General features: G+C 62.1%; 23 protein-coding genes. 15 read left to right on the top strand and 8 right to left on the bottom strand.

Translation table 11 applies throughout. The features are described 5' to 3' along the window. Positions 1–21: 21 nt before the first annotated feature. Positions 22–177 (top strand): hypothetical protein, encoded by a 156-nt coding sequence (locus tag EI983_RS13175; protein ID WP_157707838.1) that lies wholly within the window; start codon positions 22–24, stop codon positions 175–177. Here the strand turns inward: EI983_RS13175 and EI983_RS13170 are convergent. The 3 genes from EI983_RS13170 to EI983_RS13160 all read right to left on the bottom strand — a co-directional run bounded on the left by EI983_RS13170 (position 174) and on the right by EI983_RS13160 (position 5,096). Further along, entirely contained in the window at positions 174–650 is a 477-nt protein-coding gene (locus tag EI983_RS13170) for a CIA30 family protein (protein WP_157707837.1), read from the bottom strand. The genes EI983_RS13175 and EI983_RS13170 overlap by 4 nt on opposite strands. Positions 651–703: 53 nt before the next feature. Continuing rightward, positions 704–2,593, bottom strand: a complete 1,890-nt coding sequence (gene prpE, locus EI983_RS13165; RefSeq protein ID WP_157707836.1) for a propionate-CoA ligase PrpE — start codon at positions 2,591–2,593, stop codon at positions 704–706. Positions 2,594–2,816: 223 nt separating this feature from the next. Beyond that, positions 2,817–5,096, bottom strand: coding sequence for an NADP-dependent malic enzyme (locus tag EI983_RS13160; protein ID WP_157707835.1), 2,280 nt, complete (start codon positions 5,094–5,096; stop codon positions 2,817–2,819). Between the two features lie 145 nt (positions 5,097–5,241). On the opposite strand from EI983_RS13160, the gene EI983_RS13155 reads away from it, so the two are divergent. The 4 genes from EI983_RS13155 to EI983_RS13140 all read left to right on the top strand — a co-directional run bounded on the left by EI983_RS13155 (position 5,242) and on the right by EI983_RS13140 (position 9,329). Continuing rightward, positions 5,242–5,640 carry a cytidine deaminase gene (locus EI983_RS13155; RefSeq protein ID WP_157707834.1) on the top strand — a complete coding sequence of 133 codons (399 nt, stop codon included), beginning with the start codon at positions 5,242–5,244 and terminating at the stop codon, positions 5,638–5,640. Positions 5,641–5,643: 3 nt separating this feature from the next. Then, positions 5,644–6,948 (top strand): thymidine phosphorylase, encoded by a 1,305-nt coding sequence (locus EI983_RS13150; protein ID WP_157707833.1) that lies wholly within the window; start codon positions 5,644–5,646, stop codon positions 6,946–6,948. 115 nt (positions 6,949–7,063) lie between these two features. After that, positions 7,064–7,696, top strand: a complete 633-nt coding sequence (gene upp, locus EI983_RS13145) for a uracil phosphoribosyltransferase (protein ID WP_157707832.1) — start codon at positions 7,064–7,066, stop codon at positions 7,694–7,696. A 109-nt stretch (positions 7,697–7,805) separates the two neighbouring features. Beyond that, positions 7,806–9,329 (top strand): SPOR domain-containing protein, encoded by a 1,524-nt coding sequence (locus EI983_RS13140; protein WP_157707831.1) that lies wholly within the window; start codon positions 7,806–7,808, stop codon positions 9,327–9,329. Between the two features lie 141 nt (positions 9,330–9,470). On the opposite strand, the gene EI983_RS13135 is transcribed toward EI983_RS13140, so the two are convergent. From EI983_RS13135 to EI983_RS13115, 5 genes are all read right to left on the bottom strand, one after another. Next, positions 9,471–11,135, bottom strand: coding sequence for an amidohydrolase (locus tag EI983_RS13135; protein ID WP_157707830.1), 1,665 nt, complete (start codon positions 11,133–11,135; stop codon positions 9,471–9,473). An 88-nt stretch (positions 11,136–11,223) separates the two neighbouring features. After that, the gene (locus EI983_RS13130) at positions 11,224–12,249 is read right to left on the bottom strand and encodes an extracellular solute-binding protein (RefSeq protein ID WP_157707829.1); all 1,026 of its coding nucleotides are present in this window, start codon (positions 12,247–12,249) and stop codon (positions 11,224–11,226) included. 44 nt (positions 12,250–12,293) lie between these two features. Continuing rightward, on the bottom strand, positions 12,294–13,097 hold the full coding sequence (locus EI983_RS13125; RefSeq protein ID WP_157707828.1) for an ABC transporter permease: 804 nt from the start codon (positions 13,095–13,097) through the stop codon (positions 12,294–12,296). Continuing rightward, positions 13,087–14,001: an ABC transporter permease gene (locus EI983_RS13120; protein WP_157707827.1), complete on the bottom strand. Its 915-nt coding sequence runs from the start codon at positions 13,999–14,001 to the stop codon at positions 13,087–13,089. The genes EI983_RS13125 and EI983_RS13120 overlap by 11 nt, the downstream gene beginning before the upstream one ends. Before the next feature lie 4 nt (positions 14,002–14,005). Continuing rightward, positions 14,006–15,082 (bottom strand): ABC transporter ATP-binding protein, encoded by a 1,077-nt coding sequence (locus EI983_RS13115; protein ID WP_157707826.1) that lies wholly within the window; start codon positions 15,080–15,082, stop codon positions 14,006–14,008. 174 nt (positions 15,083–15,256) lie between these two features. Between EI983_RS13115 and EI983_RS13110 the strand changes: the two genes are divergently transcribed. From EI983_RS13110 to ugpB, 10 genes are all read left to right on the top strand, one after another. Continuing rightward, positions 15,257–16,150, top strand: coding sequence for a LysR family transcriptional regulator (locus EI983_RS13110; protein WP_157707825.1), 894 nt, complete (start codon positions 15,257–15,259; stop codon positions 16,148–16,150). Between the two features lie 81 nt (positions 16,151–16,231). Further along, the gene (locus tag EI983_RS13105) at positions 16,232–17,068 is read left to right on the top strand and encodes a putative hydro-lyase (protein WP_157707824.1); all 837 of its coding nucleotides are present in this window, start codon (positions 16,232–16,234) and stop codon (positions 17,066–17,068) included. Further along, positions 17,065–18,102, top strand: coding sequence for a TRAP transporter substrate-binding protein (locus EI983_RS13100; RefSeq protein WP_157707823.1), 1,038 nt, complete (start codon positions 17,065–17,067; stop codon positions 18,100–18,102). The genes EI983_RS13105 and EI983_RS13100 overlap by 4 nt, the downstream gene beginning before the upstream one ends. Positions 18,103–18,164: 62 nt before the next feature. Further along, positions 18,165–18,728: a TRAP transporter small permease subunit gene (locus EI983_RS13095; protein ID WP_157707822.1), complete on the top strand. Its 564-nt coding sequence runs from the start codon at positions 18,165–18,167 to the stop codon at positions 18,726–18,728. A gap of 3 nt (positions 18,729–18,731) precedes the next feature. Further along, positions 18,732–20,015 carry a TRAP transporter large permease gene (locus EI983_RS13090; protein WP_157707821.1) on the top strand — a complete coding sequence of 428 codons (1,284 nt, stop codon included), beginning with the start codon at positions 18,732–18,734 and terminating at the stop codon, positions 20,013–20,015. A gap of 7 nt (positions 20,016–20,022) precedes the next feature. Further along, entirely contained in the window at positions 20,023–20,757 is a 735-nt protein-coding gene (locus EI983_RS13085) for a 5-oxoprolinase subunit B family protein (RefSeq protein WP_157707820.1), read from the top strand. Continuing rightward, a complete protein-coding gene (locus EI983_RS13080; protein ID WP_157707819.1) occupies positions 20,754–21,779 on the top strand; it encodes a 5-oxoprolinase subunit C family protein in 1,026 nt (341 codons plus the stop codon). Before EI983_RS13085 ends, EI983_RS13080 begins: the two co-directional genes overlap by 4 nt. Next, positions 21,779–22,552, top strand: coding sequence for a LamB/YcsF family protein (locus EI983_RS13075; protein WP_157707818.1), 774 nt, complete (start codon positions 21,779–21,781; stop codon positions 22,550–22,552). Before EI983_RS13080 ends, EI983_RS13075 begins: the two co-directional genes overlap by 1 nt. Before the next feature lie 387 nt (positions 22,553–22,939). Beyond that, a complete protein-coding gene (locus tag EI983_RS13070; RefSeq protein ID WP_246162412.1) occupies positions 22,940–23,539 on the top strand; it encodes a Crp/Fnr family transcriptional regulator in 600 nt (199 codons plus the stop codon). Between the two features lie 354 nt (positions 23,540–23,893). Beyond that, the gene (gene ugpB / locus EI983_RS13065; protein ID WP_157707816.1) at positions 23,894–25,195 is read left to right on the top strand and encodes a sn-glycerol-3-phosphate ABC transporter substrate-binding protein UgpB; all 1,302 of its coding nucleotides are present in this window, start codon (positions 23,894–23,896) and stop codon (positions 25,193–25,195) included. Positions 25,196–25,215 lie beyond the last annotated feature (20 nt).

Genomic DNA, 25,215 nt, shown 5'->3' with positions numbered 1-25,215 from the left:
TGGATCAAAAGGATAAAAGCCATGCGCAAGCTCTATATCACCCGTTCATTTCTGCTGGCTGCCCTCATTGCGCTGGGCGCCGCATTGCCGAAGCCACCGGAAACGGACACACAGCGCAACGCGGATATGGGACTTGAGGTCAGCCCTGTGACGGTGATGCCGCTCGATACGCTTTAATAAAAGCCGATGGCTGTGACAGAGACATCCGCCTTGTGATCCCGGCCATAGGCGACCAGGCCGATGCTTTGAATGCTGCCCGGGCGCGGCGTGGCGCGCAGAAGCCCACCGGACGGCTGGAAGCTCTCGAATGGAAGGCGGATCTGTTGCCAGTCCCGGGTCACATCGAAAGGGGCCTGATAATACTGCCAGGGCAGCGCCGTGCCGCGGGTGCGCAGGTGGATGAAATAGCGCTGATCGTTGCCGCGCGCGGTCAGGATCACCCCGGTGGCATCCGCAGGCAGAGGGGCGGGCAGTTTGAGCCGCACCTGCACGAACCCGCCGCGATTGGCGGTGCTGACGTCGCCGGTGAGCCGCAGCACCGGCTGGCCGTCTTCCTCGGCAAGCTGGGCGCGGCCGTCAGAGACCCCGCCCATCACCTGATCGCTCAGATAGCTCCAGCCTGCCGCATCGGTCAGGGGCAGGTCCATCATGCGCTCCTCCGCCAGCACTGCGAAAGGCCAGAGAAGCAGCGCAAGAGCCAGCCTCACTTGGCGTAGCCGATGGTTTGCAGCGCCTCGCGGATCTCGTCAAGAATGGCCGGATCGTCGATGGTGGCGGGCATCTTGAATTCCTTGCCATCGGCGATGGAGACCATCGTCCCGCGCAGGATCTTGCCCGAGCGGGTCTTGGGCAGACGATCCACCACCACGGCGAGCTTGAAGGCCGCCACAGGGCCGATCTTTTCGCGGACGAGCTTGACGCATTCGGATGTGATCTCGTCATGCGGGCGGTTCACGCCGCTGGTCAGGCACAGGAAGCCCACGGGCATCTGACCCTTGAGCTGATCGCTCACGCCAATGACCGCGCATTCGGCCACATCGGGGTGCGAGGCCAGAACCTCTTCCATCCCGCCGGTGCTGAGGCGGTGGCCGGCGACGTTGATCACGTCATCGGTGCGCGCCATGATCCAGAGATAGCCGTCTTCGTCCTTCATGCCGGCATCGCCCGTCTCATAATAGCCCGGGAAGGTGTTGAGATAGGATTTGCGGAACCGCTCTTCGGCATTCCAGAGCGTCGGCAGGGTGCCGGGGGGCAGGGGCAGTTTGATGGCGATGGCGCCCAGTTCACCAGGGGCGACCTCATGCCCTGCGTCGTCGAGGATCTGCACGTCATAGCCGGGCATGGCCACGGTGGGCGAGCCAAGCTTGACCGGCAGCGGTTCGATCCCCACCGGGTTGCCCGCGATGGTATAGCCGGTTTCGGTTTGCCACCAATGGTCATAGACGGGCTTACCGGTCAACTCACGCGTCCACTCGATGGTATCGGGGTCGGCGCGTTCGCCGGCCAGATAGATCGCGCCCAGCCCGCTCAGGTCGTATTTCTTGAGGAATTCGCCCTTGGGGTCTTCGCGCTTCACGGCGCGGAAGGCGGTGGGGGCGGTGAAGAAAGTCTTGACCTTGTGCTCTTCGATGATGCGCCAGAAGGTGCCTGCATCGGGCGTGCCGATGGGCTTGCCCTCAAAAACGATTGTCGTGTTGCCGTGGATCAGCGGGCCGTAGCAGATATAGCTGTGGCCCACGACCCAGCCCACATCCGAGGCGGCCCAGAACACATCGCCGGGGTCCACGTTGTAGATGTTTTTCATCGTCCAATTGAGCGCCACAAGGTGCCCGCCGGTGGGCCGGACCACGCCCTTGGGGGCGCCGGTGGTGCCGGATGTATACAGGATATAGGCCGGGTGATCGCCTTCGACCGGGACGCACTCGGCAGGCTCAACACCGGCCTGGAACGCATGCCAGTCATAGTCGCGGCCGTCGATCAGGGCGGCCACTTCCTGTTCACGCTGGAACAGAACGCAGAAGTCGGGCTTGTGCTTGGCCAGTTCAATCGCACCATCCAGAAGCGGCTTGTAATGTACCACGCGGCCCGGTTCCAGCCCGCAGGAGGCAGCGATGATCGCCTTGGGTTTGGCGTCGTCGATGCGCACCGCCAGCTCATTGGCCGCAAAGCCGCCGAACACGACCGAATGGATCGCGCCCAGCCGGGCACAGGCGAGCATGGCCTCCAGCGCCTCGGGCACCATCGGCATGTAGATGATCACGCGGTCGCCTTTATCGATCCCCTTGGCGCGCAGCGCCCCGGCGAGAGAGGCAACGCGGTCTTTCAGCTCGGCATAGGTGATGACATGCTTGGTGCCGGTGATCGGGCTGTCATGAATAAGGGCCGCCTGCGCGCCGCGCCCGCCCTCCACATGCCGGTCCACCGCGTTCCAGCAAGTGTTGACCATGCCGTCCTTGAACCATTCATAGAGCGGGGCATTGTCGTCAAAAAGCGCCTTGCTGGGCTTGCGGTCCCAGTCGATCGCCTCGGCCGCCTGCATCCAGAACCCCTCGGGGTCTGCCTTCCAGCTGTCATAGACCTCTTGATATCCCATCGTGCGTCTCCTCCGCTCAGGTTTGCATTTGTGTTACGGACCGCTTGCCCTTGCGGCAAGACTGTTGGCGCTAGACCGTGACAGTTTGGCGCAAGGCTTTGCAATATCTGCAAGGTTTCGCGTGCAAATTTTTGCAAACCCCCATTTTTGATGCGAATTTACAGGCGCAAATTCAGCTATTGCAAAATTGCAAACCACCCAAGCTGCAAAAGCGACTCATTTCTCATCCGTAATGGGTTACCGGCGTACCCGCGATGGCGGCCATGTTCAGCAGGCCGCGCGCGGTCACGCCCGGTGTCACGATATGCGCGCGGTTGCCCATGCCCATCAGGATCGGCCCGACCTCAAGCCCGCCCGCTTTCATCTTCAGGATGTTGCGCGTGGCCGAGGCCGCATCGGCATGGCCGAAGATCAGCACGTTGGCGGCCCCCTCCATGCGCCCCCCGGGCAGCAGTCGCTCGCGCAGATCCGGGTCGAGGGCGGCATCGACATTCATTTCGCCCTCATACTGGAAGTCGGTTTCCAGGCTGTCGAGAATGGCAATCGCCTCGCGCAGGCGTTTACCGGACCCTTCGGCCTGATTGCCGAATTGCGATTGCGAACACAGCGCCACGCGCGGCTCGACCCCGAAGCGGCGGGCATGACGGGCGGCCCCGATGGCCGCATGGGCCAGTTGTTCAGGGCTGGGCAGGGACCACACATGCGTGTCGGCAATGAAAAGCGGACCCTCTTCGAGGATCATCATCGACAAGGCGCCCTGGGGCTGCATCGTCTTGTTGCCCAGCACCTGCGCCACATAGTTGAGATGCCAGCGATACTCGCCAAAGGTGCCGCACAGCAGTGAATCCGCCTCGCCGCGATGCACCATGACGGCCCCGATCGCGGTGGTGTTGGTGCGCATGATCGCCTTGGCCAGGTCCGGCGTGACGCCACGGCGCTGCATCAACTCGTGATAGCTGCCCCAGTAGTCACGATACCGCGGGTCATTCTCTGGGTTGACGATATTCACATCGCGGTCGGGCCGGATATCGAGGCCCAATCGCTCGCAGCGCTGCTCGATCACGTTGGGGCGGCCGATCAGAATGGGTTGTTCGCTGGTTTCCTCCAGGATGGCCTGGGCCGCGCGCAGCACGCGTTCGTCCTCGCCCTCGGCAAAGACGATGCGGCGGGCATCCTGGGCTGCGGCCTCGAACACCGGGCGCATGAGCAGCGCGGATTTGTAGACCGACGCGTCGAGCTTGGCGCGGTAGGCCTTGAGGTCCTCCATCGGCCGTGTGGCGACGCCGGTTTCCATCGCCGCCTTGGCCACGGCGGTCGAGACGACGCCGGACAGGCGCGGATCAAACGGTTTGGGGATCAGGTAATCCTCGCCGAATGTCAGCCGCTCACCCTGATAGGCGGCGGCGGCTTCGGCGCTGGTGGTGGCGCGGGCCAGCTCGGCGATACCTTCGACACAGGCAATTTGCATGGCATCGTTGATCTCGGTCGCACCCACGTCGAGCGCGCCCCGGAAGATGAACGGAAAGCAGAGCACGTTATTGACCTGATTGGGAAAATCCGAGCGGCCGGTGGCGATGATCGCATCCGGGGCCACCTCGCGCGCGAGGTCCGGCATGATTTCGGGCGTGGGGTTGGCCAGGGCAAAGATGATCGGACGTTCAGCCATTTTCTGCACCAGCGTCGGGGAGAGCACGCCAGGGCCGGACAGGCCAAGGAACAGGTCCGCGCCCTCGATCACCTCTTCCAGAGTGCGCTTGTCGCTTTTTTGGGCGAAGGCGGCCTTCTGCGGGTTCATGTCCACGTCGCGGCCCTCATAGACCAGCCCGTGAATATCGCAGAGCCAGACATTTTCGCGCTTCACACCAAGTTTCAGAAGCAGGTTGAGACAAGCAATGCCCGCCGCGCCGCCACCGGTGGAGGCGATCTTGATATCCTCGAACCGTTTTCCCGCGACATGCAGCGCGTTGGTGGCCGCTGCGCCCACGACGATGGCGGTGCCGTGCTGGTCGTCGTGGAACACCGGGATGCCCATCCGTTCGCGGCAGATCTTCTCGACGATGAAACAATCGGGCGCCTTGATGTCTTCGAGGTTGATGGCGCCAAAGGTCGGCTCCAGCGCGCAGACGATCTCGGCCAGTTTTTCGGGATCGCTCTCATTCACCTCGATGTCGAAACAGTCGATATTGGCGAACTTCTTGAACAGGACGGCCTTGCCTTCCATCACCGGCTTGGAAGCGAGCGCGCCGATATTGCCCAGCCCGAGCACCGCGGTGCCATTGGAAACCACGGCGACAAGATTGCCGCGCGCGGTGTAGCGGCTGGCATCGGCGGGGTTGGCCTTGATTTCCAAACAGGCTTCGGCAACGCCGGGCGAATAGGCGCGGGCGAGATCGCGGCCATTGGCCAGAGGCTTGGTGGCGCGGATTTCCAGTTTCCCGGGCTTGGGGTGCTCGTGATAGAGCAGGGCGGCCTGGCGGAGGGTCTCGTTCTGGCTGTCGGTCATGACGTCCTCTTGAAATTTAGTTTAACATTAAACTATTTCTTCGGCGCGCCGCAATCGGCAATATCGGCATGGCCTGTGACACAAGGTTGCACTTTCGCCAAGCAGCGCGCAATCTCGAATTCCAGAACCTGCCGGAGGAATGCCCATGTCGCAAAGCCTGCTTGAAGCCGCGCGCGCAGTCCGCGCCAATGCCTATGCGCCCTATTCGGGCTTCAAGGTGGGGGCGGCGGTGCAGGCGGCGTCCGGCACGATCTATGCCGGGTGCAATGTGGAGAATGTGGCCTATCCCGAAGGCACCTGCGCCGAGGCCGGGGCCATCGCGGCAATGGTCGCGGCGGGCGAGACACGGCTCAGCGCCGTGGCGGTGATCGCCGACAGTCCGGAACCTGTCACCCCCTGCGGCGGATGCCGTCAGAAACTGGCCGAATTTGGCGCGCCGGACGTGGCGGTTACCCTTGCCACCTGTGCGGGAGAGACCCGCGAGATGACCCTGGCGGAGTTGCTTCCCGGGGCCTTTGGCGCGGCGCATATGGGGCAGGGGTAAGCGATGGATGCCCGCCGGATTATCGCCGCGATCCGTGACAGGCGCCCGCTGGTGAAAGCGGATTATACGAGCTTTGCCAATGGCCTGGCCGATGGATCGGTCAGCGATAGCCAGGCCGGAGCCTTCGCTATGGCCGTGTTGCTGAACGGGTTGCAGGGGCAGGGGCGCGTGGCGCTGACCGAGGCCATGCGCGACAGCGGGCAGACACTCGGCTGGGCGCTGCCCGGCCCCGTGATCGACAAGCATTCCACCGGCGGTGTGGGGGATTGCGTGAGCCTCGTTCTGGCCCCCGCGCTGGCGGCGTGCGGCGCCTATGTGCCGATGGTGTCGGGGCGCGGGCTGGGCCATACGGGCGGCACGCTGGACAAGATCGAGGCGATCCCGGGGCTGCGCACCACGCTTGACGAAGGTCGCTTCCGGCAGATCGTGGGGCAGGCGGGATGTGCCATCGTAAGCGCGAGCGGCGACGTCGCCCCGGCCGACCGGCGGCTCTATGCGATCCGGGATGTGACGGGGACGGTTGAGAGCATCGACCTGATCACCGCCTCGATCCTGTCGAAAAAACTTGCTGCCGGGCTGGAGGGGCTGGTCCTTGATGTCAAATGCGGCAGCGGGGCCTTCATGAAGACGCCGCAGGCAGCACAGGAACTGGCGCAGGCACTGGTGGAAACGGCCAATGCCGCAGGTTGCCGCACCTCGGCGCTGGTGACTGACATGAACCAGCCGCTGGCCCCGGCGCTGGGCAATGCGCTGGAAGTGGCCGAAGCGATGCGCGTGCTGACCGGTCAGAGCTTTGGTGCGTTGGCGGGGCTGAGTGCGGCTCTGGGCGGGATGGCGCTTGCCGGGGCGGGGCTGGCCGAGGATGTGGATGCGGGGGCAGAGGCGATCCGTGCCGCTTTGCAAAACGGTTCGGCGGCGGAACGGTTTGGCTCGATGGTGGCGGCCATGGGCGGGCCGGTGCGGTTTGTCGAGGAATGGGCGCATTTTCTGCCGGAGGCCACGGTCATCCGTGAACTCAAGGCCGAGCGGGCCGGTGTGGTGACGGCTATGGACGGCGAGGCGATGGGCCTGGCGGTGATCGGCCTTGGTGGCGGCCGGCAGGTCGAGACCGACACGGTGGACCCCTCGGTGGGGCTTAGCGATGTGCTGCCTCTTGGCGCGCGCGTGGAGAAAGGCGATGCGCTGCTGCGTATCCATGCGGCGCGGGTGGATCATGCGCAACGCGCCGCCCTGGCCTTGCGCGCGGCGATCACGATCAGCGATGATGCCGTTCCCCTGCCGCCGCTGGTGCATGCGGAACTGGGCTGAAACACGCGTTGCCCTTCGCCGCGGTTTCTGAGAAGACAGAAGAGCCTGGCGCGTTTCGCCTTCGCAATGAGACATCATTCGGCCCGAAACGCTTTCGCTGCCCGAAGGAGAGGACATGACCGACCATCTGACCATCGTTTCGCACCCGCTCGTTCAGCACAAGCTGTCGCTGATGCGCGAGAAAGACACCTCGACTGCGGTCTTTCGTCAGCTCCTGCGTGAGATATCTCAGCTGCTGGCCTATGAGGTCACAGATAACCTGCCGATGGCCACCAAGCGGATCGAAACGCCGCTGATGGAGATGGATGCCCCGGTGCTTGCCGGTCGCAAACTTGCGCTGATTTCGATCCTGCGCGCGGGCAACGGGCTGCTCGATGGCATGCTCGAGCTGATTCCCTCTGCCCGGGTCGGTTTTGTCGGGTTGTACCGTGACGAGGAAACGCTGCAGCCGGTGCAGTACTATTTCAAGGTGCCGGATCATCTGGAGGACCGGCTGGTTATCGTGGTGGATCCGATGCTCGCCACCGGCAATTCGTCCTCTGCTGCGATTGATCTGCTCAAGAAGGCGGGTGCCACGGACATCCGTTTTCTGTGTCTTCTGGCGGCTCCTGAAGGGGTTGAAACGATGAAGAAAAATCACCCCGATGTGCCCATTGTCACGGCGGCTCTGGATGATCGTCTAAATGACGTTGGTTACATCCTTCCGGGACTAGGGGATGCGGGTGACAGGATGTTTGGCACTAAATAAGCCAATAATTGTCCCTGTTTTTCGAATAATCCGTTCTCGAAACGGCTATAAACTGTTTACTCAAATGCCGATTTGAGGCACTGTTTCCCCACACTTGCGGGGAAGAATAGTGAACGTAAAAAGAGTGCTTGCGATCGCGCTGATCGCGATGACCTATGGCGGTGGCTCTGCTCAGGCTCAGAATGTTTCGAGTGTGCAGGCCCCGGCGGAATTTCCACCAGCGTCCTACACGGGTCGGCAATATGTCGACAGCAACGGCTGTGTCTTTGTGCGTGCCGGGATTGACGGGAATGTCACCTGGGTGCCGCGTGTCAGCCGGAACCGTAAAGTGATCTGCGGTTTTCAGCCCAGCCTGCCCGGCATCGCGGGGCAGACGGTCGTGGCGGCGCAACCCGCGCAGGAACCGGTGATGATCACCGTGGAGCCGGAACCGGCGGCCAAACCGGCCCCGGCACCGGCTGCACCAAAACCCGCCGCAACGGTGAGCGTGGCCAAATCAAAGCCCGCGACCAAGCCTGTGGCCAGCACACAGCCGAAAGTGATCCGGGTGACACCGGAGCCGCAACCAAAAGCGCAGCCCACAATCGTTCGGATCAAGCCCGCGCCGCAACCTGCAGCCAAGCCGACCGCGACAACCGTCACGATCGCGACCGCCAAGCCGGCGCCCAAGGCCGAGACGATGGCCCCGCGTCAGAGCACCTGTCGCGGAGCGAGCGCCATTTCGAGCCAATACCTGAAATCTTCGTTGCCCGTGCGCTGCGGTCCGCAGGCGACCTCGCATGTGACAATCGCCAACGGCAATACCGGACATAAGCTGGTGCGTACGGCGCCCATGCCGACCGCCATTGTGGTGACCACCGGATCGGCCCAGACCACAGGCTATGCGCAGCCCGCACCGTTGACACGGGCGGCCATGGCGCCGACCCCGCAGACCCGCTTTGTGCCTGAGCATGTCTATCGTGATCAGCAGAACGCCACCCAAGGCGTCTACATTCCCAAGGGGTACAAGGCCGCCTGGGATGACGACCGCCTGAACCCGATGCGCGCGCATCAGACCTTTGAGGGAAAGGCGCAGATGGAGCTGCGCTGGACCAATACCGTGCCGAGGCGGCTTGTTGAGGCCAGGACCGGCAAAGAGGTGCGTTATCTCTACCCCGATCTGCAATATCCCAACACAAGCTATGAGCCGCAGATCGTGGCGGGTGTTTCGGCCTCCGCTACCGAACCGGTTTCGCGCGCGGCGACGGCGATGGTGGAACAACCGGTGCGCCGGGCCTCGCCGCTGGCGTCGCGGGACGGAATGGAGAACGGTCCTGCCAAGAGCGCCAGTAAACCGATGATCGCGGGGGTCTCAGCCACGGTTTCGACCCGCGCCAGCGCGGCGAAACCCAAGGTGCAGGCAAGTCCCTCATCGGCGACGCATCGCTATGTGCAGGTGGGATTGTTCGGTGACCCGGGCAATGCAAAGCGCACGGCGCAACGTCTGGCCAATGCCGGGCTTCCGGCCCGCATGGGGTCATCAGGACAGTACAAGGTGGTTGTCGCCGGACCTTTCGCCACCCAGGGACAGTTGAGCGCCGCCTTGCAGCAGGTCCGGGCGATGGGCTTTGGCGACGCCTATCTGCGCAAGTAGCTTTTCAGTCAGGAATGCAGAGGAAAGGCGGACCATGAAAGGCCCGCCTTTTTCTTTGCCGTAGGGCGCGGGAGGTCTCCGGCCCTCTCTGTGGGATGCTGGCCCGCTGCGTTCAAATGGCGCCGGGGGTCGCCTTTGGCCTCAGGCCTCCCAGGTTACGCGCCCGCCACAGAGCGTCAATGCCGCGCGGGTGTCGCCCAATGTGCTGGGTTCGACCGCCTCCAGATCATGAGACATCATCACCACGTCGGCCATCATCCCGGCCTTGAGCTGTCCCTTGCTGCCTTCGTGGAATTCCAGCCAGGCATTTGCGGCAGTGTAACTTTCAAGCGTGTCCATCAGAGATTGCGCCTGGTTGTGATAGCCGTCCAGCGGAGTGGGGGATACCGCACCCTTGATATTGGGCATCACGTCGACCGGGATCACAGGCCAGTCGGTTGAGAAACAGACTTTTGCCCGGCTGTTACGGATGTCCTGCCAGGCAAAGGCCAGACGGATCTGATGCGGGTGCAGGACGGTGTTCATCCCTTCAGGGTTGAAGTACCCGCCAAAGGGGGCATGGCCCGGCTGGATCGAGGCCACAACGTCCAGCTCGGCAAAGCGCGGCAGGTCGTCGGGGTGCAGCACCTCGATATGCTCGACCCGGTGGCGCGCATCGCGCCTGCCATTGGCCTTCTGCGCCGCTTCATAGCCATCGAGCGTGCGCCGGATCGCCAGATCGCCGATGGCATGGGTGGCAATCTGCAACCCCATCGCATCGGCGCGAATGCAGGCTTCGGTGAAATGCTCGGCCTCGAACACCGCGTCGCCGATATGGTCGGTGCCGGGATAGGGCTGAAGCATCAGGGCGGTGCGGCTTTCGACCACGCCATCCATGAACATCTTGGTGATACCGGACCAGACCATGTCGGTGTTGAACCGCTGGCGCATGTCCTCGGCTTCCTCGAACCGGTCCAGGGGATCGAAGCTTTTGTAATGAAAGGGCACCTGCGCGCGGCAGGCGCTGCGGCCCTCATCGGCCATCTCTGACAAAAGCTCGCATTGATAAAGGTTGCCATCCATCAGGTGCAGGCCGGTCACGCCATGGCTGGCGCAGTGTTTCATTCCGCGCTCGATCGCGTCCTTGTCGCGGGCGCGGTCTGAGGGGCCGGGCGCTGGTACGGGGCTGGCCCCGGTGACCAGTCCGGCCATGTCACGGCCCGCATGGCGGGTGTGGCGCAACACGGGGGCATAGGCCGATGGCTCCTGCAGCTCGCCCGTGGCCAGGCCATCCTCGCCCATGACGATGCGCGCGCCTTCATCCACCTCGCCGCCATGCAGTACGCCGCCCATTTCCAACGCCTTGGTGTTGGCCCAGATCGTATGGTGGCAGGGCGAGAAGACGGCAAAGGGCCGGTCAGGCAAAACGGCATCCAGATCATGCCGCGTGGTGGACCGGCCCGGCCCCATCAGCGAGTAATCGGCCTGCACGGCAAAAAGCATCGGCTCGTCCGGGTTCTCGGCGGCATAGGGGCGCACGACCTCGGTCAGTTTTTCCAGCCCCTGCACGCCGTAGAGATCGAGATAGCCCATCTCGACCGAGCCACCGAAAAGATGCACATGACTGTCGATAAAACCGGGCAGCACCGTGTTTCCGCCCGAATCCACCACGCGCGTACCCGGCCCTGCCAGGTCACGTATGTCGGCGGTGGACCCAACGGCGGTGATCATCCCGCCGGTGATGGCCAGCGCTTCGGCGCGGGGCTGAGCGGGGTCAAATGTGATCAGTTTGCCATTCAGGATGACGGTATCGGCAGGCTGTGCCATGGTGGGCTCCAATGTTGAAACAAGGTCGCAAAAAGGAAAACGTGGCCGCACCGGGATAGGGCACGGCCACGCATAAGGCTTGACCGGATTACTTGGTCAGCTCGGTCCAGATCTTCGAATAGATCGCCTGCGTCTCGGGCGGGCAGGTCTTGGCGACATAGCCGGCACCGGCCAGTTCCTCGGGGATGATCACCTCGGGCGCCGAGGTCATGACCGGGTCCATGAACTCTTCGGAGCCCTTGATGCCGTTGGCATAGCGCGCGAAGTTCGAGATCATCGCGGCATTTTCAGGCGCCATGATGAAGTTCATGAAGGCCTTGCCCTCTTCCACGTTCTTGGCATCGGCCAGCAGGGCCACGTTATCGGCCCAGATCGGGAAGCCTTCCTTGGGGTAGCCATAGACGATGTCTTCGTTCTGCAGGCGGGCCCGCAGGCTGGCACCGTTCCAGTAGACACCGGCCGAGATATCGTTTTTCACGAAGCTTTCGATATTGCCGTAGTTCATCGACAGCCAGTGCGGCTTGGCGGCGACCAGAGCGTCACGGGCCTGTTTCAGCACTTCCTTGTCGTCGGTGCATTGCTCACCGCCGACATAGTTGATGGCGATGCCCATCACATCGTTCATTTCCGGCACGACGTTGATCTTGCCCTTGAGCTCATCCGGCGGGTCCATGATCACGGCGGCGGTATGCGGGTCGCCGCTGTAAACCGAGGTGTTCACGGTGATGCCCACGGTGCCCCATTGCCACGGCACGGTGTAGTTGCGGCCCGGATCGAACTCCACATCGACCCAGCGCGGGTCCATATGCTTGAAGTTTTCCATCTCGTTGGGCTTGGCTTCCATCAGCAGCCCTTCGCTGATCCAGATCGGGATATAGGTGGAGGACGGCACGACAAGGTCAAAGCCGTGCCCGCCCGCTTTCACCTTGGAGAGGGCGGTATCGTTGCTGTCATAGTCGGTGATCGTGACTTTGATGCCGGTCTCGGCCTCGAATTTCTCGATCAGTTCGGGGCTGGTGTAGTTGCCCCAGTTGAACAGGTTCAATTCGCCTTCGGCCATCGCGGCCCCGGCGACCATGGTCATCGCCACGGTGGTTCCCAACAGATATTTCATATGTATCTCCTCTGTTTTCTTGGGTGTTGGTTATGTGACCCGGATCATTTGCGCGTCCGGTTGAGAAAGAAGAAGGCCGTGACCATCAGCACCGACACGGCGAGCAGCGCCGTCGATATGGCGTTGATCTCAGGCGTGATGACGCGGCGCAGCTGGCCCAGCATGTAGGTGGGCAGTGTATCCTGCCCGGCGGATTTGACAAACTCGGTGATGACCACGTCATCAAGCGAGATGACGAAGGCCAGCATCGCCCCCGCCAGAATACCGGGGAAGAGCTGTGGCAGGGTGATGTGCCGGAAGACCTTGAAGGGGGTGCCGTAGAGGTCCGCGCCCGCCTGTTCCAGGCTCAGGTCCATGCCCTGCAGCCGCGCGCGGATGGGCATGTATGCAAACGGAATGCAGAAGGCCGAATGCGCGATGATCAGATACCAAAGCCCGGTATAGCCGGTCCAGACCTTGATCATGGCAAAGAAGATCAGAAGCGCCACGGCGGTGACAATCTCGGGCACCATCAGCGGCTGGTTGATCAGGGCGAAGGCGACGGTTTGTCCCCGCCACGGCTTCACGCGGGTGGTGGCGAGCGCGGCCAGCACGGCGGCGGAGGTGGCGATGAGCGAGGCACAGGTGGCGATGATCACCGAGCGGATCGTGGCATCCTGCACGGTTTCGTTCTGCCAGGCCGAGACATACCAGCGCCAGGAAAACCCTTCCCAGACCGCGATGCTTTCGCCCGCGTTGAACGAGTAGGCGACCAGCAGAATGATCGGCAGGTAGAGCATCGCAAAGCACAGAACGGCAATGGCGGTGAACCCGGTTTGTTTGCGGACATTGAAGCCTCTAGTGGCCATGGCCGGTCTCCTCCTTGCCCACGGCGCGGACATAGAAGATGAGCGCCACCATCACCACCACCAGAAGCGTGAGCGAAAGCGCGGCCCCCAAAGGCCAATTGCGGAGCTGGCCGAACTGAAGCTCGATCAGGTTACCCAGCATGAGTTGCGTGCCCCCGCCAAGCACACGCGGGGTCACATAGGCCCCGAGGCAGGGCACAAAGACAAGGATGGATCCGGCGACGACGCCGGGTTTCACCAGCGGGAAGATGACCTTGCGCAGCACCTGGAGCCGTGTCGCGTAGAGGTCATAGCCCGCCTCCACCAGATTGAAATCGAGCCGTTCCATCGAGGCATAGATCGGCAGGATCATCAGCGGCAGATAGACATATGTCATCCCCACCAGGATCGCGAATTCGGTAAAGAGTAGCTGGATCGGTTCGTCGATGATGCCCAGCCCGATCAGGATCGTGTTCACCGTGCCTTCGTTGCGGATCAGTTCCATGATGGCGAAGGTGCGGATCAGCAGGTTGGTCCAGAACGGGATCATGATCAGCAGCATCCACATATCGCGCTTGCCCGCAGGCCGGGTGGCGATGAAATACGCGGTCGGGAAACCCACGATCAGGCACAGGATGCAGGTGATCAGAGATAGCTTGAACGAGCGCCAGAACACGCTCAGATGCGCGTCGGCGAATGTCAGTTCTTCGGTGAAAAAGTCGCGTTCGGCCACCACGTTGAACCAGGCTTGCGCGGAAAACTCCCACTCGACCCCGCCATAGGCACCGGGCGTGAGGAAAGAGTAGATCAGCACGATCAGCAGCGGACCGCTGGCGGCGAAGATCAGAATCAGCATGGACGGAGCCAGCAGCAGGCGGCGGGTGCGGCGCTCGGCGCGGGCGCGGTGGAGGGCGGCGTCGCTCATGGTGTCAATCCCTCAGCACCTGGCCGACCCCATCGGGGAAGCTGACCCCGATACGTGCGCCGTTTTGCAGGGTGGTTTCCTGATCGGGCTGGTTCTGGCGGCGCAGCACGAAAGAGCCGCCATCCTCAAGATCGACATGAAAATGCGTGTCGGTGCCGAAATAGACCACCTCGCGCAGTGTGCCGGGCAGAAGCGCGGTGTCGGGATCATCAAGCTTGGCATGTTCGGGGCGGATGGCCAACGTCACCGGGCCACCGGCGGGGGGGCCGTCCTCGCTGGCCCGGGCCATGATCTCCTTGCCGGATGCAAGGCGCACGGTGGCCGCGCTGCCTTCGGCGCTCAGAAGCTCGGCGTCGATGAAATTGGTGTCGCCGATGAAGTCTGCAACGAAACGCTCGGCGGGATGATCATAGATGTCGCGCGGCCCGCCGATCTGGCGAATTGTGCCCGCATTCATCACGGCGATGCGGTCTGACATGGTGAGCGCTTCTTCCTGATCATGCGTCACGAAGATGAAGGTGATACCGGTCTCGCTCTGTAGTCGCTTGAGCTCAAGCTGCATCTCCTTGCGCAGTTTGAAGTCGAGCGCCGAAAGCGGCTCGTCGAGCAACAGCACCTTGGGCCGGGGGGCGAGCGCGCGGGCCAGTGCGACGCGCTGTTGCTGGCCGCCGCTGATCTCGGAGGTCTTGCGGTCGGCCATCGGCTCCATTTTGACGAGGGCCAGCATCTCCTCGACGGTGGATTTGATCTCTGCCTTGGGGCGGTTCAGCATCTCCAGGCCAAAGGCAATGTTTTGGGCAACGGTGAGGTGCGGAAACAGAGCGTAAGACTGGAAAACCGTGTTGACCGGGCGTTTGTAGGGGGGTTGATCGAGCAGGTTCTGACCATCGAGTTTTACGCTGCCGCGGGTCGGATCGATAAAGCCCGCGATCACCCGCAGAAGCGTGGTCTTGCCACAGCCAGAGGGGCCAAGGAGCGTAAAAAACTCATTTGAATCAATGGTGACTGTCACATCATCAAGCGCGGTAAAGGCGTCAGCCCCTGCGCCGAAAATCTTGGTCGCCCCGTCGATTTCGATCATGCAGCACCCCCCAAATACGCTGTTATGGTTTTGATCAAATGCTGCATCCGGAGAGGAGTCAAGCTTTCTGACCGGCTTGTTCGGATGGAAAACTGTCGGGGAAATGCCCGAGTGGAATTTTTGTGCAACCGGAGCGGTTTCTCGGATATGTCTGGGCCGCGATAGGGGAATGAGATGAGCGCGATCAACTTTGAACATCTTCGAACATTCCTGACCGTGGTCCGGCTGGGCGGGGTGGGGAAAGCCTCGGTCGCGCTGAACCTCACCCAGCCTGCGGTGTCCACGCGGATAAAGAACCTTGAGGAGAGCCTGGGCACGGCTTTGTTCGAGCGCGGCGGTGGCGGCATGATCCTGACCAAACGCGGCGAGAAACTGCTGGGCTATGCCGAACAGTTCGAGCAACTGAGCGATCAGATGCAACGGGAGGTTATCGCGCCCGAAGCCGTGGACGGACATTTGCGGATCGGGGTTTCGGAGACGATTGCGCAGTGCTGGCTGCCTGACCTGATCACCCGACTGCACGAGATTTACCCGCGCCTGGAGATCGAATTCAACGTCGACATATCGGTCAATCTGCGCGCTGGTCTGCTCAACCGCGAGATCGACCTGGCGATCCTGCTTGGGCCGATTTCTGAATATACGGTCGACAATATCGAATTGCCCGGCTTCGATATGGCCTGGTACATCGCCGCCGATGCGCCTGAGGGGGAAGAGGCCAGTGCTTATCTGACCCGCCCGGTGCTGACCTATGCGCGCAACACACGGCCCTATCGTGAGCTCAAGGAGATGCTGTCCGAGAGGGTGGGGGCCGGGGTGGCGATGTTTCCCTCGTCGTCACTGTCAGCGTGCTTTCGGCTGGTGGAGGCCGGGCTGGGTGTGGGGGCTCTGCCGCGCGCGCTGGGCGCGGCCTATGTGGCACGCGGGACGATTCGAGAGTTTGATCCGGGCTGGGTGCCCAATCCACTGACCTTTACCGCCTCCTATCTGGGTGAGCCCAGGCGGCATATCGTTGAAACCGCGGCAAAAACCGCACGCGAGGTAGGGTTGCGATATTCGAGAAATAAATAAATTTTATGTAAATGTGAAAAAAATTAAGATTTGATTTTATTTTTTGCCCCCGTCAGGCTCTATCGCAAACGGGGGACACCAGTGACAATTGGCTATGACATTCTGAAAGAGCGCCCGGCAAGCGAGGTGCGTGCGGCCATTCGCGGCTGTGAGTATGCCTCGCACACGGCCGGTTTGGGTCGGGGGCTGTTGCAGGCCAATCTGGCGATACTGCCGGAGTCTCATGCGCTTGACTTCATGCGGTACTGCCAGCGCAATCCGAAGCCTTGCCCGATTTCGGGCGTGTCGGATACGGGCAACCCGATGATGTTCACCCTGGGCGCGGATATCGACATCCGGACCGATATTCCGGCTTACAACATTTATCGCGACGGCAAGCTTGCGGGATCGGTCACAGATATCCTTGATCTGTGGCAGGAGGATTTCGTGGCCTTCGCGCTGGGCTGTTCCTTTACCTTCGAGAATGCATTGCAACAGGCGGGCATCGCGCTTTGGCACATCGATCATAATACCACGGTGCCGATGTTCCGCTCTTCCATTGACACCGTGCCTGCGGGGCCGTTCTCGGGTAAGATGGTGGTCAGTATGCGCATGATCCCCGAGGCGCGGGTGGACGAAGTGATCGCAATCTCGTCCAAGTATCCGCTGGCTCATGGCGCGCCGGTTCATGTGGGTGATCCCGCAAAGATCGGGATCACAAACCTCGCCGCGCCCGATTGGGGCGATGCGGCCCCCGAGACCCCTGGTGCGGTCCCGGTTTTCTGGGCCTGCGGGGTCACGCCGCAAGTGGCGATCGAAAGCGCGGGCCTGCCGCTCTGCATTACTCATAAACCCGGCCATATGCTGATCACGGATGTCAGCGAGTTCGCCGAGGTTCCCAATTACAAACTCAATGAACCCAAGGGAGTGAACCGATGAAGAAACTGATCACCGCAACCGCCGCTCTGGCGATGCTGGCGGGTACAGCGATGGCCGATAATCCGGTCGTGCTGAAAGCCGTTGGCACCTGGTCGAGCCTGACCAATTATCAGAAACATGAAGGCCCGTTTTTCAACGAACGTCTGGCCGAAGCCTCGGGCGGGCAGATCGTTGGCGAGATCAAATCGCAATCGGGTCTTGGCCTGAAGGGCTTTGAGATCATGCGGCTGGTCAAGAACGGCGTCTTTGACTTCGCCTTCGGCCTGCCGGGCTATGTGGCGGCGGAAAACGCGATCTTCGAAGGGGCGGATCTGAGCTCGCTCACGCAGGATATCGACACCCAGCGCAAGGTGGCCGAAGCGTATTTTCCGACGCTGGAAAAGGCCTTTGCCGAGATCTACAACGCCAAGCTGCTGATGCTCTACCCGTTCCCGAGCCAGACACTGTGGTGCAATGCTGAGATCAACAGCATCGAGGACCTCAACGGCAAGAAAATCCGCGTTTACGCCACCACGCTGGGCGATTTCGTCGAAGGCGTTGGCGGCACGTCCGTGACGGTGGCCTTCTCCGAGGTGATCCCGGCGCTGGAAAAAGGCGTGGTGGATTGCGGGATCACCGGCACCATGTCGGCCTATACCGCCAACTGGCAGCAGGTGGCGACCCATGCCTACACGCTGCGCGTCGGCTGGGGTCTCGCCTTTGGGGCCATGAATATGGACAAGTGGAACTCCATGTCCGCCGATCAGCAGGCACTGTTCCAGGAGGAGATTGCCGCACTCAATGACCGGATGTGGGCCGAGACGGCGACCGAGGACGAGATCGCCATTTCCTGCATCACCGGCGGCGAGTGCAGCATTGGCGAGCCCGGTGCGATGAAACTGGTGCAACCTTCCGAGTCGGACCTCGCCGTACGCGACAAGATCGCGACCGAGGTCGTTCTCGCCCGTTGGGCTGAACGTTGCGGGGCGGAGTGCGCCGAGAACTGGAACAACACGGTGGGTCCGATCCTCGGGCTCACGGCCAAGGCTGAATAAGTAAGTCAAGAGGGCGGCCAAGACGAATTGGCCGCCCTTAATCCATCCGAAAGGCTGATCTCATGCTCGAAGCTCTTCTCACCCGGTCCCGCAGGCTGAGCCTGATCCTGACCTGGATCGGCGGCACGCTGATCGTGCTGTCGGCCTTTCTGGTCACGCTGGAGGTGATCCTGCGCAAGCTCCTCAATGTGTCCCTGGGCGGGGCGGATGAAATCTCGGGCTATGCCTTTGGCGTGGCCACGGCCTTTGCGCTGAGTTTTGCGTTGTTCGAACGCGCGCATATCCGGGTGGATGCGTTGATGGGGGTGATCCCGCGCCGCCTGCACCCGTTTGTCAACATGCTGGGGCTGGTGCTTCTTATCGGCTTTGCTCTGGTGGTCACGACGATGGTCTGGTCCATGGTGGGCGACACGCTCAAACATGGGTCGCGCTCGATCACGCCGATGCGCGTGCCGCTGGCCATCCCGCAAATCCCCTGGCTGATCGGCTGGATGCTGTTTGTCGCCACCGGCGTGTTGCTTGGGCTGGTGGCGGTGAAGCGGTTCCTCGCGGGTGACACGGACGGCGTGCAGGAGCTGATCGGCGTCAAATCCATCGACGAACAGATCGAAGATGAAAGTGTCTGAGCCATGCTGATCAAAACACTCCTCATTCTTCTGGGCCTTATCGGTCTGGCCGTTCCCATCGCTGCCGCTCTCGGCTGGCTGGGTCTGATCCTGCAATGGACCGACAGTCCGATGCCGCTGCACCGCGCCATTTCGGACATGGCGTGGCAAACCTCGACCGACTTCCTTCTGGTCGCCATCCCGATGTTCGTCATGCTGGGCGAGATCCTGCTGCGCGCGGGCATTACCGAGAAGATGTATGACGGGATCGTCAAATGGCTTGGCTGGCTGCCCGGCGGGCTGATGCATTCCAATATCGGGTCTTCCGCCTTGTTTGCCGCCACCTCCGGCTCGTCCGTGGCCACGGCCGCCACGATTGGCACCGTGGCTATCCCGCAAATCCAGAAACGCGGCTATAACGAACCGCTGTTTCTGGGCACCATTGCGGCAGGCGGCACGCTGGGGATCCTGATCCCGCCCTCGATCAACCTCATTCTCTACGGGCTGTTGACCAACACCTCCGTGCCCGAGCTTTATCTGGCGGGCTTCATTCCCGGCTTTCTTCTGGCGGCGCTTTTTATCATCACCGTGGTCATCGCCTGCACGATGCGGCCCGATTGGGGCGGGGAGCGGCTGCGTTATAGCTGGGGGGAGCGGATACGCGCCTTGCCCGCGCTGATCCCGCCCTTGGGGATTTTCCTCGTCGTGGTCGGCTCGATCTATGCGGGGATTGCCACCCCGACCGAGGCCGCGTCGCTTGGTGTGGTGGCGGCGATGGCGCTGGCCTGGGCCAATGGCAAGATGTCGATCGACATGATGCGCCAGGCGATCGAAGGTACGATGCGCACTACGGCCATGATCATGCTGATCATCATTGCGGCGGTGTTCCTGAATTTCGTGCTGTCGATCATTGGACTGACCCAGGCATTGACCGATTTCGTCACCGGGCTTGGCTGGTCGCCGATGGGCACGATGCTGATGATCGTGCTGGTTCTGGTCGTGATCGGTTGCTTCATGGAAACGCTGTCGATGCTTCTCACGATGGCCCCACTGGTAACGCCCATCGTGGTGGCGCTGGGCTTTGATCCGGTGTGGTTCGGCATCCTGCTGATGGTGCTGCTGGAAACCGCGCTGATCACCCCGCCCATCGGGATCAACCTCTATGTGGTGCAGGGGTTGCGCAAGACCGGTGTGATGACCGATGTGATGAAAGGCGCGCTGCCCTTCGTGCTGACCATGTTTGTCATGCTGGCGCTGCTTCTGGCCTTCCCGGGGCTGGCCACCTGGCTGCCATCCCTTTTCTACTGAGGCCCCGATGATCGCACAGAGCTTTCCCCGGATCAGCCCTCTGGGTGTCGACGGTTTTCTTGTCAGCTTCGGTGACAAGCTGGCGGAGCCTGCCAACCGTGCGGCGCTGGCCTTTCGGGCCGCGCTGGAGCGGGAAAGCTGGCGAGGCGTGGAAGAAAGCTCGACCTCGCTGGCCTCGGCCTATCTGCGATTTGATCTGGCCGCAGCGACCCATGTTGAGATGCAGGCCCGGCTTGAGGGGCTTCTGAACGCGCAGGACTGGTGTGCGGCGGACCTGCCCGGTGGGCGGCGATTGTGGCGCATTCCCACGGTTTATGGCACCGCGCTCGCCCCGCAGCTGGAGGAGGCGGCCCGCGCGGCAGGCGTCAGCGCGCAAGAGGCGGTCGCCATGCTCAGCCGGACACGCGTGCGTGTGCAGACCATCGGCTTCGCGCCAGGTCAGCCCTATCTTGGCGAGCTGCCCGAAAACTGGGACATTCCGCGCCAGACCAAGCTGACCGATAACGTGCCGCAAGGGGCGTTGGTGGTGGCGATCCGGCAGCTTGTGCTGTTTTCCGTGACCACGCCGACGGGATGGCGGCATATTGGACAAACCGCCTTTCGCCTGTTTCGCCCCGAAAGCGACAGCCCCTTCACCTTGCGCCCGGGCGATGAGGTGCTCTTTCCCGAGGCCAGCGCCGAGGCCTTGGAGAATATGCGTCAAGACCCCGAAGGCGGGGCCTCCTGCGAGCCGCTCACATGACCCGCGCGCTGATTTGCCACCACGCGAGCCCCGGTGTCACGGTGCAGGATGCCGGGCGGCCCGGATACCTGGCGCAGGGTGTGTCGCGCGGCGGGGCGGCGGACCGGCTTGCCCTTGCGGAGGGGGCCGCTCTTCTTCGGCAAGGCCCGGAACTGGCGGCGCTGGAGCTGGCGGGTCTGGGCGGAGCGTTCGAGGCCACCGAAGATATGCGCATCGCGCTCACCGGCGCGCCTATGCGGGCGAATATCGACGGTAAAAGCCTTGCCTGGAATGCAAGTCATCTTCTGCGGGCGGGCGAGCGGCTGGTGATCGGAGCGGCGCGGCAGGGCAGCTATGGGTATCTACATCTTGGCGGCGGTGTGGCGACCCCGTTGGTTCTGGGCGCGCGGGGCGTGCATCTGGCGGCATCTGTCGGCCGGGCGGTGCAGGCCGGTGAACGGCTTCCTGTCGGAGAGGACGCGGGCCTGAACGGCGTCGGTCTGACCCTTGATCCCGTACCCCGGTACGAGGGCGGCACCGTGCGTGTTGTGACCGGCCCGCAAACGGCCTTTTTTAATCCCCAAGATCAGGAGCGTTTTGCCGCAACGACCTTCACCCGCGACATGCGCGGCAACCGTATGGGCGTGCGTTGGGTGCCCGATGGAGAGGGGTTTCACAGCCAAACGGGGCTGAGTGTTCTGTCGGAGGTCATCGTGTCGGGTGACATTCAGATCACCGGCGACGGCACGCCCTTTGTGCTGCTCAGCGAATGCCAGACGACCGGGGGCTATCCCCGTATCGGCTCGGTGATTCCAAGCGACCTTCCTATTGTGGCGCAGGCCGTGCCGGGGACGAGGCTGCGTTTTGAGTTCATCGCGCTCAAGGAGGCTGCGGATATTGAAAGACGCGAGGCGGCGCGGCGCGCGGCGCTTGGCAGCACGGTGCGCCCGCTTCTGCGCGATCCCCATGACATGGCCGACCTTCTGGCCTATCAACTGATCAGCGGTGTGAGCGCGGGCGACGAGTTGGAACGGAGGCCATGATGGGCAAGACGGTCGATCTCAATGCGGATATGGGCGAGAGCTTTGGCCCTTGGGTCATGGGTAACGACCTGGCCCTGCTGGACATCGTGACCTCGGCCAATATCGCCTGCGGGTTACATGCCGGCGATTGGGATGTGATGGCGCGCACGATGCGCGCGGCGCAGAAGCGCGGTGTGGGCATCGGCGCGCATCCGGGTTTTGCCGATTTGCAGGGATTTGGCCGCCAGCGGATGACATTGCGCCCGGAGAGCCTCTCAAACTTGGTGCGCTACCAGATCGGCGCGGCCCAGGCTATGGCACGCGCCGAAGGGGCCGAGCTTCGTCATGTGAAACTGCACGGAGCCATGGCCAATATGGCCGCCGAAGATGAAGCAATGGCGCGGACCTGCTATGAGGCGGTGCTTGGCGTTGCGCCCGAGATCACGATCATGGTACTTGCCGGCACCGCACAGCAGGATGCGGCCTCCGCCCTGGGGTGCAAGATTGCCTGTGAGATCTTCGCGGACCGCGCGTATAACGACGATGCGACGCTGGTCGACCGTAGCCTGCCCGGCGCGGTGATACATGACCCTTCCGAGGCCGCCATGCGTGTGCTGAACATGGTGCAGGCGGGCGCCATCATCACCACAAGCGGCGCACATTTGCCCACCCGGATCGATACGATCTGTTTGCATGGCGACACGCCCGAGGCCGTCGAAATCGCGCGGGCTGTGCGCGAGAAACTGGAAGGGCAGGGGGTCATGCTTGCCCCTCTGAAAGGCGCGCCGCTTTGATCCATTGCGGCGCGGGCGCCGAGGAAAACCGGCGTTTTGCGGGTGGAACCCGCGCCGTTTTACCGCCTCTGGGGCGGGATCGGGCCGCGACAAGCGGGACTTTGCCGAAAACGTGAAAACTTTGACCAAAGTCAAATACCTGGGCGCGATCAAAGGTTACCATGAGATCAATGTTTAACTGTCCACCTTGAACCGGCCGCCGCATTGAACCTGAGACTCGAAACACATTCCGCACAGGCAGAAGCCGATGATTGCATCGCATGCAGTCGTCGGCTGTGCCAGTTTCTTGAACCACGCCATGTCTCCAACCGGCCCAGAACACGGCAACTCAAGCGAGGGGATCGTATCACCGGACGGGAACAGGATTGTCTGAAATTCTTGACCATCATGCGCGGCACGGCCGCAATCTGCCGGGCCTTCGAAGACGGTCGCCGACAGATCGTCGGGCTTGAATCCGATGGCGACATGGTCTGCGGACTGCTGCCGGATGTCGATGCGCCCCTGTGGCTGGAGGCGCTTGATGACTGTACAATCTGCGAACTGGATTTTTCAGCTCAGGCATCGGAGATGAACAATAACGCCGCCTTCATCGCGGCGATTTTCGCGGTGACGCATCAGCGGCTCGAAACCTTGTCGCGGCGTGTTTCTGCTCTGGGCCGGCTGGACAGTCGCGAACGGGTCATTCTGTTTCTGGCTGAGATGTCGCGCCGGAATATCCACCGGTTTGAACATGACGCCTATACCGCGCTGCCGATGTCACGAGAGGATATTGCCGATTACCTCGGGTTGAATGCGGAAACCGTCAGCCGGATCATGAGCCGCGTGAAGAAAGAGGGCCTGGTGAAGTTTCTGTCGCCGACCGAGTACACCGTGCCGGATTTTGCGGCGCTTGAAGCCTGCCTGCCGATCCCGGTGCCGGAACATGTCCAGAACCCGCTTGGCCGGCTGATCTTGCAAGGCGGTATCGCCATGGAGCATTCGGGCTAACAGCCGAACAGCAGGGCGGACCGGGTAGCGCCGGGAGCGCCCCTTGGCGTGGTAATCCAGCGGGTTTGATCCTGTCCAAAGCGAAAGACTGACTGCGCGCAAACTCCACGGTGTTTCTTGAGGATTTAACCGATTTTCCGAAATGGAGCACGCCCCCCCTCTTCGTGTCTCTTCACGGGGCCGATTGGCGTGACCGGGTAACGGCTTGACGGGGGACATATTCGGCATAGCCTTAGACTTCCTAAGGAAGATTCCTTGACCTATGCTATCGTCGTAAACTTTTCAAAGAGCGCGGGTAAACGTGCTGTACCGGATGGGTTTTCCATTCTGAAAGTTGCCAAAAGGGAGGACAATATGAAACACACGATGAGTATCCTGGCCGCGTCGGCTGTGCTGGGATCGGCGCAGGCCGCGATGGCCCAGACCGAGATTGAGTTCTGGCACGCATTCACCGGCCGTTTGGGGGAGCTGGTTGCCGAACAGGTCGAGACGTTCAACGCCTCGCAATCCGACTACAAAGTGGTCGCCACCCACAAGGGAAATTACTCTGAGACGCTGAATGCCGGGATCGCGGCGTTCCGCGCAGGCGAGCAACCCGATATCCTGATGGTATTCGAGGTTGGTACGGCCACGATGATGGCGGCCAAGGGCGCGATCAAACCTGTCTATGAAGTGATGGGCGACGGTTTTGACCAGTCCAAATATATCGGGTCGGTCAAAGGGTATTATACCTCGCCGGATGGCAACATGCTGTCGCTGCCGTTCAACTCGTCCACCCCCGTGCTCTGGGTCAATCGTGACAAGCTGTCCGAGGCGGGGATCGACCCGGATACCGATATGTCGACCTGGGAGCAGGTGGGCGATGTGCTGGATCAGCTGAAGGGCGCGGGCGTCGATTGCCCGCTGACCACGGCCTGGCAAAGCTGGATCCACCTTGAGAACTTCTCGGCCTATCACGACACGCCTTTCGCGACCAAATCGAACGGGTTTGACGGGACGGATACCGAGCTGGCCTTTAACAGCCCGGCACAGGTGGCGCATATCGGCGCCTTGGGCGACTGGGCGAAGGATGGCAAGTTTATCTATGCCGGTCGCCGCAATGAAGGCGGGGCTAATTTCCGCGCCGGTGAATGCGCGCTCTTTACCGAATCCTCGGCAGGCTATGCCGGGATCAAGGCCGAAGCGGAGTTCGATTTCGAAGTACGCCCGCTTCCCTATTGGAAGGCCGTGGCGGATGAGCCTCAGAACACCATCATCGGCGGCGCGTCGCTTTGGGTGATGGAGGGGCAGACGGATGCGGAATACGCAGGCGTTGCCGCCTTCATGGATTTCCTGTCATCGCCCGAGATTCAGGCGAAATGGCACCAGGATACCGGCTATTTGCCAATCACGTCCGAAGCGGGTGACCTGACCCGCGAGCAGGGCTTCTATGACGCAAACCCCGGCACGGATATCGCGGTGATCCAGATGACCGCGAAAGAGCCGACAGCCAATTCCAAGGGGCTGCGCCTTGGTTCGTTCGATCAGATCCGCGGGATCATCGACGAAGAGCTCGAGGCGGTCTGGTCGGGTGACAAGGACGCTCAGACCGCGCTGGATTCGGCGGTGGAGCGTGGCAACGCCCTGCTGCGCCGTTTCGAGCAATCGGCCCGTTAATCTGAGAAAAGGGCGGTCCT

The organism is Roseovarius faecimaris (assembly GCF_009762325.1).
GTDB lineage: Bacteria > Pseudomonadota > Alphaproteobacteria > Rhodobacterales > Rhodobacteraceae > Roseovarius > Roseovarius faecimaris.
Note: the sequence above shows the minus strand (reverse complement) of the source record. Positions and strands in the feature narration are given on the sequence as shown.